The 15,537-nt window shown below is 69.0% G+C and carries 13 protein-coding genes and 1 tRNA gene; 6 read left to right on the top strand and 8 right to left on the bottom strand.

The window, feature by feature from the left end; translation table 11 throughout:
• Window positions 1-51: 51 nt before the first annotated feature.
• The 4 genes from ACO0LV_RS08125 to ACO0LV_RS08110 form a co-directional block, all read right to left on the bottom strand.
• Window positions 52-1,401: an ABC transporter substrate-binding protein gene (locus ACO0LV_RS08125; RefSeq protein ID WP_424787384.1), complete on the bottom strand. Its 1,350-nt coding sequence runs from the start codon at window positions 1,399-1,401 to the stop codon at window positions 52-54.
• A 264-nt stretch (window positions 1,402-1,665) separates the two neighbouring features.
• Window positions 1,666-2,601: a carbohydrate ABC transporter permease gene (locus ACO0LV_RS08120; RefSeq protein ID WP_424787383.1), complete on the bottom strand. Its 936-nt coding sequence runs from the start codon at window positions 2,599-2,601 to the stop codon at window positions 1,666-1,668.
• Window positions 2,594-3,553, bottom strand: a complete 960-nt coding sequence (locus ACO0LV_RS08115) for a carbohydrate ABC transporter permease (protein WP_424787382.1) — start codon at window positions 3,551-3,553, stop codon at window positions 2,594-2,596. The genes ACO0LV_RS08120 and ACO0LV_RS08115 overlap by 8 nt, the downstream gene beginning before the upstream one ends.
• A gap of 252 nt (window positions 3,554-3,805) precedes the next feature.
• Entirely contained in the window at window positions 3,806-5,140 is a 1,335-nt protein-coding gene (locus tag ACO0LV_RS08110; protein WP_424787381.1) for a Gfo/Idh/MocA family protein, read from the bottom strand.
• A 234-nt stretch (window positions 5,141-5,374) separates the two neighbouring features.
• Between ACO0LV_RS08110 and ACO0LV_RS08105 the strand changes: the two genes are divergently transcribed.
• On the top strand, window positions 5,375-6,301 hold the full coding sequence (locus tag ACO0LV_RS08105; protein WP_424787380.1) for an aldose 1-epimerase family protein: 927 nt from the start codon (window positions 5,375-5,377) through the stop codon (window positions 6,299-6,301).
• An 88-nt stretch (window positions 6,302-6,389) separates the two neighbouring features.
• On the opposite strand, the gene ACO0LV_RS08100 is transcribed toward ACO0LV_RS08105, so the two are convergent.
• On the bottom strand, window positions 6,390-7,508 hold the full coding sequence (locus ACO0LV_RS08100) for an acetylxylan esterase (RefSeq protein ID WP_424787379.1): 1,119 nt from the start codon (window positions 7,506-7,508) through the stop codon (window positions 6,390-6,392).
• 167 nt (window positions 7,509-7,675) lie between these two features.
• Between ACO0LV_RS08100 and ACO0LV_RS08095 the strand changes: the two genes are divergently transcribed.
• Window positions 7,676-9,634, top strand: a complete 1,959-nt coding sequence (locus ACO0LV_RS08095) for a DUF2207 domain-containing protein (protein ID WP_424787378.1) — start codon at window positions 7,676-7,678, stop codon at window positions 9,632-9,634.
• Window positions 9,635-9,690: 56 nt separating this feature from the next.
• Here the strand turns inward: ACO0LV_RS08095 and ACO0LV_RS08090 are convergent, their stop codons facing one another.
• Window positions 9,691-10,620, bottom strand: coding sequence for an LLM class flavin-dependent oxidoreductase (locus tag ACO0LV_RS08090; protein WP_424787377.1), 930 nt, complete (start codon window positions 10,618-10,620; stop codon window positions 9,691-9,693).
• Window positions 10,621-11,076: 456 nt separating this feature from the next.
• Here ACO0LV_RS08090 and ACO0LV_RS08085 point away from each other — a divergent pair, with 456 nt between their 5' ends.
• The gene (locus ACO0LV_RS08085) at window positions 11,077-11,313 is read left to right on the top strand and encodes a FitA-like ribbon-helix-helix domain-containing protein (protein ID WP_424787376.1); all 237 of its coding nucleotides are present in this window, start codon (window positions 11,077-11,079) and stop codon (window positions 11,311-11,313) included.
• Window positions 11,310-11,708 (top strand): type II toxin-antitoxin system VapC family toxin, encoded by a 399-nt coding sequence (locus ACO0LV_RS08080; RefSeq protein WP_424787375.1) that lies wholly within the window; start codon window positions 11,310-11,312, stop codon window positions 11,706-11,708. The genes ACO0LV_RS08085 and ACO0LV_RS08080 overlap by 4 nt, the downstream gene beginning before the upstream one ends.
• Before the next feature lie 29 nt (window positions 11,709-11,737).
• Here the strand turns inward: ACO0LV_RS08080 and ACO0LV_RS08075 are convergent.
• Window positions 11,738-11,810: transfer RNA gene (locus ACO0LV_RS08075), tRNA-Arg, on the bottom strand.
• Window positions 11,811-12,026: 216 nt separating this feature from the next.
• On the opposite strand from ACO0LV_RS08075, the gene ddaH reads away from it, so the two are divergent.
• Both ddaH and rocD read left to right on the top strand, forming a co-directional pair.
• Window positions 12,027-12,908 carry a dimethylargininase gene (gene ddaH, locus ACO0LV_RS08070; RefSeq protein ID WP_424787374.1) on the top strand — a complete coding sequence of 294 codons (882 nt, stop codon included), beginning with the start codon at window positions 12,027-12,029 and terminating at the stop codon, window positions 12,906-12,908.
• A 32-nt stretch (window positions 12,909-12,940) separates the two neighbouring features.
• Window positions 12,941-14,143 carry an ornithine--oxo-acid transaminase gene (gene rocD / locus ACO0LV_RS08065; protein ID WP_424787373.1) on the top strand — a complete coding sequence of 401 codons (1,203 nt, stop codon included), beginning with the start codon at window positions 12,941-12,943 and terminating at the stop codon, window positions 14,141-14,143.
• A gap of 427 nt (window positions 14,144-14,570) precedes the next feature.
• Here the strand turns inward: rocD and ACO0LV_RS08060 are convergent, their stop codons facing one another.
• Window positions 14,571-15,518, bottom strand: a complete 948-nt coding sequence (locus ACO0LV_RS08060) for a universal stress protein (protein ID WP_424787372.1) — start codon at window positions 15,516-15,518, stop codon at window positions 14,571-14,573.
• Between the last annotated feature and the right edge of the window lie 19 nt (window positions 15,519-15,537).

Genomic DNA, 15,537 nt, shown 5'->3' with positions numbered 1-15,537 from the left:
AACCCCACCGCCGCAGGAGAGTACTGTGCCTGCGGCGGTGGGCCGGGCGGATCAGTCGCCGGTGATCTCGCTGGCCTCGGCGATGAACTCCTCGGCCGCTTCCTCCGGGCTGATTTGTCCGAAGAGCACCTGCTCGTTCAGCCGCTCGAGCAGGCTGGCAACTTCACCGGCACCGGTCGGCGGGGACGGGGTGGCGTCCACGATGTCCGGGGAGATCTCGGCGATCCAGTCCGCGGCCTGCTGCTCGGACTCGGGCAGTTCCTCCAGGATCGCCTCGCGAACCTGCATGTTCGCCGGCAGCCCACGGTCGGTGAGCAGGATCTCACCGGCCACCTCGCTGTTGAGCATCCAGTCCAGGAACAGTGCCGCTTCCTCGGGGTGCTCCGAGGTGGCGGACATGGACAGGGCCATGGCCGGCTTCAGGAACAGGCCGGTCCGCTCGAACTGAGACTCACCCGGGTAGCGCAGCAACTGCAGGTCCCGCCCGGACGCTCCGGCCAGGGTTCCGAGTTGGTTGGTCCAGAACATCGAGATCGCACCGTTGTTGGTGGCCACCAGGGACTGCTCCGGGCCGCCGGCGGAGAGTTCGAGCGACTCGCTGGCCGAGGGGGCGGCGCCGGACTCGATCAGGTCCAGCGACATCTGCCAGCGTTCGGCCATCAACTCGGCGTCGAAGCCGATCTCGCCGTCCTCGTTCCACAGGTTCTGTCCGTGCTGGCGCAGCCAGATGGCCAGGTCGGGCTCAATGAAGCCATACTCCTGGGTGCCGAACGTGCCGGCGTCGGTGTTGGCCGAGATCTGCTCGGTGATCTCTGCGTAGTCCTCCCACGTCCAGGTGGTGTCGTCGGGGAAGTCCACTCCGGCCTCTTCGAACACCTCCGGGTCCACGATCATCGCGCGTACGTTCACGCCGGTGCCGATACCCCAGAGGCCGCCGTCGAACTCTCCCGAGCCCACCAGGGAGTCCTCGATCTGGGAGGTGTCGATGTCGAACTCGTTCAGGTCAGCCAGCACCCCGCGCGAGGCATATTCGCGCAGGTAGCGCTCTTCCTGCATGAGCACGTCCGGGGTGTCACCGCCGGCGGTCTGGGTGGCGAGTTTGTCCCAGTACCCGCCCCAGTCGGTGTAGTCCGGCTGGACCTGGATGTGGGGGTACTCCTCCTGGAAGGCGTCGATGAGGTCCTGGTTCATCTGGTGCCGGGTGTCGGAGCCCCACCAGGAGAACCTGATGGTGACCTCCTCGGCGTCGCCCTCGCCATCGGCCTCGTCGACTTCCTCGACCGGCTCGCCATCGGCGGCCGGCTCGTCATCGTCCAGGTTGTCAGCCTGTCCGCAGGCGCTGAGCACTAATGCCCCGGCGGCCGCGAGTGCGGCGACCTTGAGAAGGCGCGGTTGCGCCATTCGTGTCCTCTTCATTGTTCTTCCTCCTGGGACTTCTCACTTCGTTGTGCGTCATGGTCATGAGGCGGTGACGCCGTTCCGCCGGTCTCGGTTAGTGCACGGTTACCCGTCGGGGCATGACTGTGCATTCGGGGTATTCGTGAAATTTCCTGTTCGGTGTGCTGCGGTGCGATATTCCTGACTTTCTTCCAGTCAGTGCGAATGTTTTCTCTGCATCGAGTTCGCTTTCGTTAGATCCGGTTGGTGGCACATTCGGCGTGCTTCCTATTTGATTCCGGTGGTGGCGATGCCTCGGACGAGGTATCGCTGGCCCAGGAGGAAGACGATGAATAGGGGGATGAGGGAGACGATGGACATGGCGAACATCGCCCCCCATGAGGATTGTCCGGTGGAGTCCAGGAAGGTGCGTAGGGCGATGGGTACCGTGTAGCGGTCGGGGCTGGTCAGGAAGATCAACTGGGAGAAGAAGTCGTTCCAGGTCCAGATGAAGGTGAAGATCGCGGTGGTGGCCAGCGCCGGGGTGGACAGGGGCAGCATGATCTGGAAAAAGATTCGGGGGTGTCCGGCGCCGTCGATGCGGGCTGCTTCGTCGAGTTCCTTGGGGATGCCGCGGAAGAACTGGACCATGAGGAAGACGAAGAAGGCGTCGGTGGCCAGGAGTTTGGGCACGATCAGGGGCAGGAAGGTGTTGATCCAGCCCAGCTCGGAGAACAACACGTACTGGGGCACGATGATGACGTGGATCGGCAGCATGATCGACATCAGCATGATCGCGAACCACAGGGGCCGGAGTTTGAAGTTCAACCTGGCGAAGGCGTAGGCGGCCAGCGCGCAGGAGGCCAGGTTCCCCAGCACCGCCCCGGCCACCACGATGGTGGAGTTGAGCAGATAGTGGGAGAAGGGGTGCAACAGCGCGTTCCACCCGTGGACGTAGTTGTCGGTGGTGAACTCCCCCGGGATCAGGCCCGGCTCGCGGAAGATCAACGCATCGGGCTTGAAAGAAGAGGAGATCATCCACAACAGCGGGTAGATCATCAACGCCCCGAAGGCGATCAGCAACAGGTGCTTGCCGACCTTACGGATCCGCACCGCCGGGGGGATCCTGCGCACGTTCGGCCTCGGCCGCTCGGTGGGCTCGGCGGGACCGATCACGGCCTGAGCGGCCCCGGCGCCGGGCTGGCGGGTGGTGGAATCAGTCATTGTAGAAAACCCAATACCTCGAGGCGAAGAAGTTCAGCGCGGTCATCGCCGCGACGATGATCAACAGCAACCACGCCATCGCGCTGGCATAACCCATGTTCAAGTTCGCAAAGCCCTGCTGGTACAGGTACAGGGTGTAGAACAACGTGGAGTCCACCGGGCCGCCGGTGCCGTTGGAGACGATGTAGGCCTGGGTGAAGGTCTGGAAGGCGTTGATCACCTGCAGCACCAGGTTGAAGAAGATGATCGGGGTCAGCATCGGGATCGTGATCGAGCGGAACTGGCGGATCTTGGAGGCCCCATCGATGCTGGCCGCCTCGTAATACATCTCCGGGATCTGACGCAGCCCGGCCAGGAAGATGATCATCGGGGACCCGAACGTCCACACGTTCAAGATCATCAACGTCCCCAACGCGTAATCGGGGTGGGACACCCACCCCTGGGTGCCGATCTGGATCAACGGCTGCACACCGTTGAACCACTCCAGCACCTGGTTCACCAACCCGTTGGTGCCGAAGATCTGGCGCCACAGGATCGCGATCGCCACCGAGGACCCCAGCAGCGAGGGCAGGTAGTACACCGACCGGTACAACGACAGCCCGCGCAACCCCTTATCCAGGACCAACGCCAACCCCAACGCCGCACCCAACTGCAACGGCACCGAGATGAACACATACGAGAACGTCACGAACAACGCCTGGATCAACCGCGGATCGTTGAACATCCGCACATAGTTGTCCAGCCCGATCACATTCGGATCGGACAACAAATCATAATCGGTGAACGACAAATACAACGACGCCACCAACGGCCCCGCAACAATCAACCCCAGACCCACGAACCACGGAGCCAGGAAGAACACCGCCGCCTTACCGTCATTACGTTCCGACGGAGAGCGCGTAGGCCGCCCCGCCTTCGACCGCAACTTCGACAACTCACCTAAAGCAGCCATTACCCACCCCCCGAAACACTCCGGCACCAACCGGTGCCGATCGGGACCATTTCCATCATGCGGCTTCCTTGTCGCTCTGGGTGGTGGAGACCGCTCCCACGGCCATCCACTCCGATGATCTGACTCTTCGTCGATCCTGTGCGTAAACGCTTTCGCAGAGCGTAACACGAGGCTTCCCACTGCAACAGCCCCTGGTGGCTGCCGCGGCGATTGATGCAGAACCGAAACATTTGCCTGCGCCGGACCGGGTGGTCAGGATGTGCCGTTCAGGCGCAGGTCGGCGATGTCCACCGGGGCGCCGGTACGCAGGGACTCGTTACCGGCGACGCCCACCGAGACCGCGTGGATGCCGTCGGTGTAGCCCGCCGGGCGGCCGAGCGGATCGTCCCCCGGGCCGCGGAAGACGTCGGAGAGCAGGATCGCGTCCCCACCGCCGTGGGAGCCCTGCCCCATCGGGATCGGGTACTCGGTGGCACGCTGCCAGTGCTCCTGCACCACCAGGCGCTCACCCTTGGGGCGCAGCGCATCGCTGTCCTGTGCCTCGCGCGCACTGGGGTCCAGCACGCCCTCGGCGGTCATCGCCACCGACCCGCGCTCGACCACCTCCAACTCGGCCCGGCCCTTGGTGCCGTTGACGGTGACGCGGTAGCCCTCCCAGGGCGCGTGGGCGTTCAGGGAGTACGTCAGCACCGCACCGCCGGCATAGTCCACCAGCACCGCCACGTTGTCCTCGATGGTGATCCCGGCGTCGAACACATCCCGGTCGCGCAGGTACCCGTCGTGGTGCTCGGCGTCCAGGTAGAGCCGGCGCAGCCGTTCGTCATCGCGCAGGTCCAGCGTCCACGGGTCATTGCCCGGCGCCGGGGTGCCGCGCTCGGGCCGCGGGCTCGGTGCCCGGGCGATGCCGGCGCCCTGGTCGCCGTAGAACTTCAGGCCACCGCGCGCGTACACACGCACCGGTACGTCGGCCAGCCACCAGTTGACCAGATCGAAGTGGTGGGAGGACTTGTGCACCAGCAGGCCGCCGGAGGCGTCCTTGTAGCGGTGCCAGCGGCGGAAGTAGTCCGCGCCGTGCATCGTGTCCAGGGCCCACTCGAAGTGCACCGAGGTGACCTGGCCGATGCGGCCGGAGGCGATGACCTCCTTCAGGCTGGAGTTTCGCGGTGAGTAGCGATAGTTGAACGTCATCACCACCGACTTTCCGCTGTCGGCCACGGCGGTGGTGATGCTGCGACAGCCGTCGGCGTCGATGGTCAGGGGCTTCTCCACCACGACGTCGGCACCGGCGCGCAGGGAGCGGGAGACCAGGTCGGCATGGGTGTGATCCGGGGAGGTCACGATCGCCACGTCGACGGCTTGCTCGGTGATCATCTGCTCCAGCCGGTCCGGTGCGTAGCGCGGCAGCGCCTGGCCGCCCGCGGCCTGGACCACCTCGTCGTAGTAGTCGATCCGGCCGGGGTTCACGTCGCACCAGGCCACCAACTCCGAGACCGGCGCGTGGTCGCCGAGGATCGCGTTGATGTACATCTGTGAACGGTGTCCGGTGCCGACGACGGCGTAACGGCGGGCAATGGGCTGGTCGGCCATCGAGTTCCTCCTGGAGGCCGGCAGTGAGCACCGGCATTGGTGTCTGCGTAAACGCTTCCACACATCATGCCAGGTCGATCGTGGCGCTGGCAACGCCCTGCCCGGATCGTGTCGATACGACGGCACCGCCGCCGATGGGGACCCCGTACGACGGCACCGCAGCCGATGGGGACCCCGTACGGCGGCACCGTGACCCATCGGGCCCTGTTCGCGCGCCGTGAGTATCGTGTGGCCGTGACCATCACTACCAACGAAGCCCCCCTGCCCACCGGCGCCGCCTTCGAACTGCAGCGCGGCGACCAGTACGCCGTGATCACCGAGGTGGGCGCGCACCTGCGCGCCTTCCGGACCGGTGGACGCGACGTCGTCGTCCCCTTCGCCGAGGACGAGTTGCCGCCCGCCTACCACGGCGCGGTACTGGTGCCATGGCCCAACCGCATCCGCGACGGCGCCTACACCTGGGACGGGGTGGACTACCAGCTCGACATCAGCGAACCCGGCCGCCACACCGCCCTGCACGGCCTGGTGAACTGGAAGCGCTGGCGCACCATCGACCACAGCGCGGCCTCGGTCACCCTGATGATCGAACCCCCGGCCACGCCCGGCTACCCCTTCCAACTGGCCACCACGATCCGCTACGCCCTGGGACCGGGCGGGTTGGAGATCGAAGTGCGCACCCGAAATATCGGCAGCGCGGCCGCGCCCTACGGGATCGGGTTCCACCCATGGCTCTCCCCCGGCGAGGGCGGACTGGATGAGGCCACCTTGCAGTTGGACGCCACCAAGTGGATCGCCACCGACGACCGGTTGCTGCCCACCGGCACCCAGGACCTGCCGGAGGAGTTCGACTTCCGCGAGCCCCGGAAACTGGGCGACACGGTGCTCGATGATGCCTTCGTCGGCGCCACCTACGACGCCCAGGACCTGTCCTGGTTGCGTCTGCGCGGGGCCGACGGGCACACCGCGGCGGTGTGGATGGACCGGACCATGGGTTGCTGGCAGATGTGCACCGGGGATGAACTGCCCGGCCCCGCGCGCCGCACCGGTCTGGCCGCCGAGCCGATGAGTTGTGTGGCCGACGCCTTCCGCACCGGGGATGACCTGGTGCGCCTGGAGCCCGGCGATGACCACTACGTGCGCTGGGGCCTGACGCTGCAGTAGCCGGACCCGGCGCGGCCGCCCCGCCCGCTCGCGCATGGCGCCGTCCCGCGCCGCCGGCCGCTACCCAGGGGTTGCTACCCAGGCGCCGCTACCCCAGCGCGCGGGTGAAGAACGCCGCGGCGTCGTCCTGCATCTGCGGCGTCATCCGGTGCGGCTCGTCGAACCAGGCGCTGGAGTACTCGACGGCGGCTGGGTCCGCGGCCCGCAGCATCGCATCGGCCGCGCGCATGCCCGCCAGGGAGAACAACGCGTCCTGGGAGGCGAACTGCACGTGCATCGACTGCCGGGTGGGGGCGTGCGTGGGGATCAGCGGCCACTCCGAGTAACGCAGGATGCCCGGGGAGTACATCAACCAGGAGTGGGCGTCGATATGCGCGGGCAGCAGCGAGTCGAACGTGAACATCATCCCGGCCACCAGGTGCGCCCGGATCCGTGGGCTGAGCGAGGCGAGCAGCATCGCCCGGCCACCGCCCCCGGACAGCCCCATGGTGCCGATCCGATCGACGTCGACCATCGGCAGGGATGCCAGCACGGTCAGTGCGGCCAGGTCGTCGTGGGCCACCATCCCGGCGAAGGTGGTGCCCAGCATCAGCGCGACTTTGGCCACGGTGTGCTCGTGGTCGGCCGCGAGGGTGTTGTAGATCCGCTCCGGGGTGGCTTCCTCGCCCTGCTCGCGCCACAGCGCCATCTGTCCCTGCAGGTGGAAATCGGCTCGGGCCGGTCGCGGGTCGAGGGTGAAGGCGCGGCTGCCCCACACGAACGCGTCGTGAGCCAGCACGGCGAAACCCTGCCTGGCCAGATGGCTCGCCACCGCCTGCCCGCCGTACATCTGCGCCCGCAGCGCCAGGGACTCCGGGGTGTCCTGCTCCCCCAGGTCCACCAGCCGTTCGGCGCCGACCCACTTGTTGCCCGAGTGGCAGTGCATCAGCAGGATCGCCGGCAGCGGGCCGCCGGCACCCTCGGGTGTGCACAGGTAGGCCACGGTGGCCGGTCCGTACCCCAGTTGCCAGGACAGGCGCTGGGTACGCACCCCGTCGGCGCTGGTCGCCGCGCCGTGGGTGACCTGCAGCTGCGTGGGTGCGGCCGGGGGCGCGAGCACCTCGGCGAGCCCGCCGGTGGGTGCCTCGCCTCCCGCAGCGCCGCCGGCGAGCACATAGTCCGCCCAGTCCTCATACCCCGCGATCGCGTTCGGGCGCTGCTGGCTCATTCCTTGCTCCACTTCGACGTCGACCCCGGGGCCACCGAGGATTGCTGCGGACGCCACGATCCTACGGAGGGGCAGGCAACAACCGACGACGACGTAGTTCGCCATGGGCACTCCTGCCCACCCGGGATGGTGGTCGGGCGGGCCTGCCGGCCAATACGGTGGCACGGATGACTGTGCTGAGATCCGCTCTGCTCGCTGTGGCCGTCGCCGTCCTGACCGTCGCCGGGGTGAGCGCTACGGCCGCACCGGCGCAGGCCGACGCCCGTGACGACGTCGTCCGGGCCTTGGATGTGGAGATCATGATCGACGCCGGGGGGCTGGTCCACGTCACCGAGACGTATGAGTGGGACTTCGGCGACCGTGACGGTCTGGGGCTGCGGCGGGAACTCGCCCAACGGTTCGCCTGGCCGCACGATCCCGACCTGATGCGCCTGTACCGCTACGACCAGTTCGACGTCCACAGCCCTTCCGGGGCCCCGGCGGAGCACTGGATCAGCGAACGCGGGGCATACCTGAGGGTGGACATCGGAGCCCCGGACGGCTCCGACGACACCCGCACCGGAGTGCAGACTTACGAACTCAGGTACACCATCGCCGGCGCCCTGAACGCGATCCGCGACGACGACGAGGTACCCGACCAGGACGAGTTCTTCTGGAACGTCACCGGCGATGAGTGGGAGGTCCGCTTCGACCAGGTCACCACCACGGTGACCGGGCCGGTGGACATCACCGATCACCGCTGCTGGGAGGGCCCGTCCGGTTCCGACCAGCCGTGCGCCGCCGAGGCCGCGGGCAGCACCGCCACGTTCGCCACCGGGACGCTCCGGCCCGGGCAGCAGCAGACGGTCGCGGTGGCGTTTCCGGCCGGCACCTTCGACGACATCGAGCCGATCCTGGTCCCGGCCGAGGGGGACGTGGTGGGCTTGACCGCCGGCCAGGAACGCATCGCGCAGGTGACCGACCCGATCGTGAACACCCTGACCAGGTACTGGCCGGTGCCGGTGGGGGCGGTCGTCCTGGCCTATGCGTTGCTCCTGGTGCGCCGGTACCGCCAGGGCCGCGATGATCATTTCGTGGGGATTCCCCCGGGCACCTTCCCGCCGCCGCACGCCCTCGATGCCCACCCGGTGGCGCAGTTGCAGCGCAATCCGCCCGAGACGGTCCGGTTCCACCCCCCCGAAGGGCTGGCCCCGGCGGTGGCCAGCAGGCTCGAGCACAAGGTCAGCGACGCGCACGCGCTGGCTGCCACCATCGTGGATCTGGCGGTGCGGGGGTTCGTGACCATCCGGGAGGCGAAGACCGACCGGCGCGGCCGGGCCAAGGACTGGGACGTGACCCTGGCGCCCGATGCGGCGCAGCGGCGCTCCGAGTTGGCCGAGTTCGAGGACCGGGTCCTGATCGACCTGTTCGCGACGCAGCCGACGGTGCGGTTGAGCAAGGAACGTTCCCGACTGACCAAACTCACCACCGCACTGCGCACCCGGATGGCCGAGCAGATCGACGCCCAGGGGCTGTTCACCCGGCCGGTGTCGGCGTCGGCACGGCGGAAGAGCGGTCCGACCCGCCGGGGCCGGTCGTTGGTCTGGCAGATCGCCGCGGCCGTGGTGCTGCTCGGAACTGCCGTCGTCGGCACCAGCGCCAACGTGCTGCCGCCCTCAGCGGTGCGTCTGACGGTCATGCTGCTGATCGTGTTGGGACTGTGGCTCCTGCTGCGCGCGATCACGTTCGTCACCTCCTTCCGGCGCAGCGCCACCGGCCGGGCGTTGTATGAGCAGTTGCGCGGGTTCAAGATGTACCTGTCTGCCGCCGAGGCCAACCAGATCCGCTTCGAGGAGGGCATCGACGTGTTCTCCCGGTACCTGCCCTACGCGATCGTGTTCGGGGTGGCCGAGCGGTGGGCGAAGATCTTCGAGGAGCTCCAGGCTCAGGGCCGCGCGCACGTGAACACCGGTTGGTACGTCGGCTTCCATCCCGGAGCGGTGCCCAGCGTGGCTTCGATCGCCTCGTCGATGAACTCCTTCGTCGGCGCTGCCTCGCCCACCTCCGGTTCCAGCGGGGGTTCGGGGTTCGGCGGTGGGGGCGGCGCCGGTGGCGGCGGCGGTGGAGGCGGTGGCGGCGGGCGCTGATCCTGCGCCTGCGCCGGCCTCGCCCGGTTGGCGTGCTCAGCGCTGAAAGGGTGTGCTCAGCGCCCGAGCGCGGCCAGCAGGTCCGCGGCGGCCTCGAGCGCACCGGCGCGCACCACGAACCGGGTGATCCCCCAGCGCTGCCGGGTGGCTTCGAGTTGTTCGAGGATCTGCTCCCGGGTGCCCACGAGGATGTAGGGCACGTCGTCGAACCGGTTGGCCGGGGTCTCCAGGTCGGCGGCGATGCCGGCGAGGACGTCCTGACGCTCGTCGGCGATCGCCAGCACCTGCACCAGCGCCTCCAATCCAGGCATCGGACGCCCGGCGCGGTCGGCGCCCTCGCGTACCCGCGCCACGTGCCGGTCCACCTGCTCCGGTGACCAGGCCACCTCGTGCCGGTGCCCGTCGGGACGTGTGGCTCCCAGCCCGGTCAGGCCGACCGCGTCGGCGTTGCCACCCGCCCAGCGCAGCATGGTCGCGCTGGTCCCGCCGACCAGCAGCGGCACGTGGTCCTGCACCGGCCGGGGTTCGTCCAGGCGCAGATCGCTGAGCGCGCCAACATCCTGTGCCGGTACCGCCTGCCCGTCCAGGAGCCGGCGCACCGCCGAGGCGGTGGTGGTGAGGTGGCGCACACGTTCGGAGGCGGTGGGCCGGGCGCGCCCGATCATCTCCCACTCCCCCGGTGTGTGCCCGGCTCCGAGGCCTACCTCGGCGCGCCCGGCCGAGACCACGTCCAGGGTGGCCACGTCGGCGGCGATGTGGATGGGCTCGCGCACCCCGGCGTTGACGACGTAACTGCCCAACCGCAACGTGCTGGTCACCGCCGCGGCAGCGGCCAGGGCCACGAACGGCGAGGCACCGGCGCCGGGATGGTCAGCGACCAGCAGTGCCCGCATGCCGAGGCCCTCAGTGCGCCTGGCCAACTCGGTCCAACCGGCGGCGTCCTGCGGCTCGGCCTGGACGGAGAACTCCACGCGCTGCTCAGCCATGGCGACACGCTACAACCGCACCCCCGGGGCGATTCCATCGATTTGTGCGGGGCTGCTGTCGACGCCCGCCCTGCCCGCCAGGCTACCGGTGTCGCTCAATAGATGGGCGCGCATGCTCCCGGCCGCGGCCGCCTACACCGCGAAAGCGGTCGGTCTTGGCCGCACCGGATCAACTCGACATCCTTTGCTGACGAGATTCACAGCTTGCCGACCTCAGCAGTCGCACTAATCCTGGATCAGGTGTGTCGTCGATTGAGACCGGTGGCGTCGCCTGGACGGCGATCATCTGAGTTCCCTCGGTACTAGTGAGCAGCCAGTGGGCGTGTAGTTCCACCGCTGGGCCACCCGTGGAGACCACGACGCCAGACACGGTCCGCACTGCGGACGCGGTCTGCCCGGCCCCAACCGGGAATACGGGAGCCTGTAGAATGCTGCTGATGATGCTAAAATGGCTGCATGGGTGTTGCTATTACGGTACGTGACGTGCCGGACAAGGTTCGGGATGAGTTGGCGGCGCGTGCAGCCCGGGCCGGGATGTCCCTGCAGGAGTACCTGCGCGGCATGCTCGTCCAGAGTGCCACTCGGCCCGCGGTCGACGACGTTCTCGCTCGTGCTCGCTCCCGCGTTGAGGCCACCGGCGTCCGAGTCGACGCGGAATCGATCCTCGCCGCTCGCGACGCCGACCGGCGATGAGTCCCCGCGTCGTTTGCGACGCCTCCGCGGTGGTCGCGGTTCTGTTGGATGCAGGTCCTGATGGGCGCTGGGCCACCGACACTCTCACCGGAGCAGACCTCGCCGCTCCCAGCCTGCTCCCGTTCGAGGCGGCCAACATCATCCGCCGTCACGAACTCGCCGCGCTCATCACCGCTGACCAGGCTGCTCAGGCACATTCCGACCTTCTCGACCTGGCCATCGAGCAGTGGCCGTATGACCTCCTGACGCCCAGGGCCTGGCAGCTTCGCAAGAACCTGACGACCTACGATGCCAGTTACGTCGCCCTCGCCGAACTTCTTGGCACCACGATCGTCACCCTCGACCGCCGGATCGGCCGCGCACCCGGCCTGCGCTGCACAGTCACCACACCGTAAGCCGATCGCCCTACGGGCAACGGCACCGGCGCCCCCGGCGCGATTCGAACGCGCGACCTACCGCTTAGGAGGCGGTTGCTCTATCCCCTGAGCTACGGGGGCGGGGGCGAGCGGCACCGGGCCGGAGCGAACCCGGCCGACGCATCTCGCGCACCGATCGTAGGGCACACCCCGGCCCCGCCGGTAATCCGGGAGCCCCCACAGAACGCATGCGTTTCTGTGACAATCACATGTGTGGCCCACCACCCAGGGGCCGCACCCGCGATCCGGCACCGGCCCACCAGGCCAGGGCTTGGACCACGAACCGAAGGAGCATCGATGCCCGCTCACTATCTGATGTGCCCACCCACGCACTTCACGGTCTCCTACGAGATCAACCCCTGGATGAACGCCAAGGTCTCCACCGACGTCGACCGCGCGATGAGCCAGTGGGACACGCTGCGCCGCACCTATGCGGACCTGGGGCACACCGTCGACGTGATCGACCCGCTGCCGCAGTACCCGGACATGGTCTACGCCGCCAACGGTGCCACCGTGATCGGCGGCATCGCCTACTCCGCCAGGTTCCGGCACAACGAGCGCGCCGGCGAGGCCCCGGCGTACCTGGACTGGTTGGCCCGTGCCGGTTTCACCCCCGTCGAGGCGGCCGAGACCAACGAGGGCGAGGGGGACCTGCTGTGCACCAACGGGTACATCCTGGCCGGGACCGGTTTTCGCACCTCCGCCGCCGCGCACTCCGAGGCCCAGGAGGTCTTCGGCCGCCCGGTGATCTCGCTGCAACTGGTGGACCCGCGCTTCTATCACCTCGACACCGCACTGACCATCCTGCGCGATGACCTGATCGCCTACTACCCGCCCGCGTTCTCCCCCGGCTCCCAGCGGGTGCTGCAGCGCATGTTCCCCGAGGCGATCGTGGCCGGCGACGCCGACGCCCAGGCCCTGGGCCTGAACGCCGTCAGCGACGGTACCCACGTGGTGCACGCACCGGGAGCGACCAACCTGGCCGCGCAGGCCCGCGAGCGCGGATTGGAACCGATCGCGGTGGACACCTCCGAACTACTCAAGGGCGGTGGCGGCGCCAAGTGCTGCACCCTGATCCTGCGGAGTTCAACCAAGGCCGACGACGACGCAGCCGCGAGCGCACTACCCGCCCTGGGCGCCCTGCGCCCGGGTGAGGCCGACGACGGCGCAGCCCAGTGATTCCCGCGAGTCACCGACGAGGAGGTCGCACGATGACGAACAACCCCCGCACCACGAACGCACCCGGACCGCTGGCGCCGAACTATCACCCGCTGGAGGTGGAGCTGGCCACCGCCGAGGGCGCGATGGTCACCGACACCAGCGGCCGGGAGTACCTGGACTGCCTGGCCGGGTACTCGGCGCTGAACTTCGGTCACCGCCACCCGCACCTGGTCCGGGCCGCCAAGGACCAGTTGGACCGGCTCACCCTGACCTCCAGGGCGGTGAGCCATGAGCATCTGGAGCGGTTCGCCGGCGCGGTCACGGAGTTGACCGGCACCGAGATGCTGCTCCCGATGAACACCGGCGCCGAGGCGGTGGAGACCGCGATCAAGACCGCCCGCAAGTGGGGGTATGAGGCCAAGGGCGTGCCGGCCGACCGGGCCGAGATCATCGTGGCCGACGGCGCCTTCCACGGCCGCACCACCACGATCATCTCCGCCTCCACCGACCCGGCTGCCCGGGAAGGATTCGGTCCCTACACCCCGGGCTTCGTCGTCGTGCCCTACGGTGACGCCGCCTCGGTGCGCGCGGCGATCACGCCGGACACCGTGGCCGTGCTGCTGGAGCCGGTCCAAGGCGAGAACGGGGTGATCATCCCACCGGAGGGCTACCTGGAGCAGGTGCGCGCGGCGTGCGATGAGACGAACACACTGCTGGTGCTCGATGAGATCCAGTCCGGCCTCGGCCGCACCGGGGCCACCCTCACCCAGGAGCTGTTCGGCGTGCGCGCGGACCTGACCACGCTGGGCAAGGCCCTCGGTGGTGGAATCGTGCCGGTCTCTGCGGTGGTGGGCCGGGCCGATGTGCTCGGTGTGATGACCGCCGGTACGCACGGGTCCACCTTCGGCGGCAACCCGTTGGCGTGTGCGGTGGGGATCGCGGTGACGGAACTGCTGGCCACGGGTGAGTTCGAGGCCCGGGCACGCGACCTCGGTCCGAGGCTGGAGGGCCCGGCCAAGGATCTGGTTGCCGACGGGCTGGCCACCGACGCCCGGGTGATCGGCTTGTGGATGGGCCTGGACGTGGTGTCTCTGTCCGGGCGTGAGGTCAGTGAGCGGCTGGCCGCCGAGGGCATCCTGGCCAAGGAGACCCACGACAACACCATCCGCTTCGCCCCGCCGCTGACGGTGACCGAGTCGGACCTGGACCGCCTCATGGACACCCTGGGCCGGGTGCTGCGCAGCGCCCGGTAGCCGCCCCGCCGCCACCCCCACCGCCGAGGGCGAGCCTCCCAGCCGAAGGCGAGTCTCCCAAGGCTCGCCCTCGCCGCTCACGCTCGCCCTCGCCGCCGCGGGGCGGGTTGGGGTGGGATGGACGTATGGGCGCTCGCCCTCGCCGCCGCGGGGACCACCTGGGGGCGCTGCGGGGGCCACCTGGGGACGCCGCGGGGGGTGGGGCGGGGGCGCAACGGTGGCCACCTGGGCGCCGCCGCCACCGAGGGCGAGCCTCCCAGCCGAAGGCGAGTCTCCCAAGGCTCGCCCTCGCCGCTCACGCTCGCCCTCGCCGCCGCGGGGCGGGTTGGGGGTGGGGTGGGGGTGGGGGCGCAACGGTGGCCACCTGGGCACCGTGGGGGGCCGCTGGGGGGCCGGGTGGGCGCCGTGGGGATGGCGGGTTGGTGGCTTAGTGCCGGCGCCGCTTCCAGTTGAAGGCGTGGTCCTCGGGATCGTCGGTGCTGCTGGTGGGCACCACCATGACCGGGCAACGGGAGTGATGCAGCACCGTCTGGGACGTGGAGCCCAGCAGCATCCCGGTGAAGCCGCCGCGGCCGCGCGAGCCGACCACCACCAGGTCCACCGCGGTGGAGAACTCCGACAGCAGCGCCGCCCCGGTGCCATCCAGGGCGTGCCGACGCACCTGCACCGAACGACCCTGACTGGCCCGGTCCACCGTCACGTCCAGGCCGGTCTTGACGTCGGCCAGCAGGGTCTCCCGGTCCACCCCGGAGGGCAGCCAGCCCAGCAGCCCGGCGCCGGCGCCCATCGGCACACCGACCACGGCGGTCAGTTCCGCCTCCCACCGTTCGGCCTCGTCGATGGCCACGTTCAGGGCGAGTTTGGCCGAGTCCGACCCGTCCACGCCCACCACGATCCGGCGCACCGGCAACGGCAGACCGGCGTCGTCGTCGTCCTCGCCCTCCCGGTGCGGCACCACCACGGTGGGGCAGTGGGAGTGGGCCGGTAGCGCCGAGGAGACGGTGCCCAGGATCCGTTCGGCGAATCCGGACCGGCCCCGGGTGCCGACGACGGCGAGGCGCACCTGGGCGGACAGGTCCACCAACACTCCGGCCGCGTCGCCGGTCTCCAGGGCGCTGGTCACCTGCACACCCACGCCCTCACAGCGGGTGAGGGCCTCGTCCAGGACCGCTTGCGCGCCGTCGCGGATGGCGGTGTCGTCCAGGGTGGCATACCCGCCGTCGATGGTTCCGGCGGCGAAGGTGGGCAGCGCGTAGGCACACACCAGGTGAAGGTTCCAACCCGACTTTCCGGCGTGGGCCAACGCCCAGTCCAGTGCGTTCAGGCTGGCGGCCGATCCGTCGACTCCGACGAGGATCGTGGGTTCGCGTTCCATACCGGTCTACCCCCCTTTT

It is taken from the genome of Pseudactinotalea sp. Z1739 (genome assembly GCF_049725055.1).
Lineage (GTDB): Bacteria > Actinomycetota > Actinomycetes > Actinomycetales > Beutenbergiaceae > CALKWS01.
The sequence above is the reverse complement of the archived record's forward strand: the minus strand, read 5'-3'. Positions and strand labels throughout refer to the sequence as shown.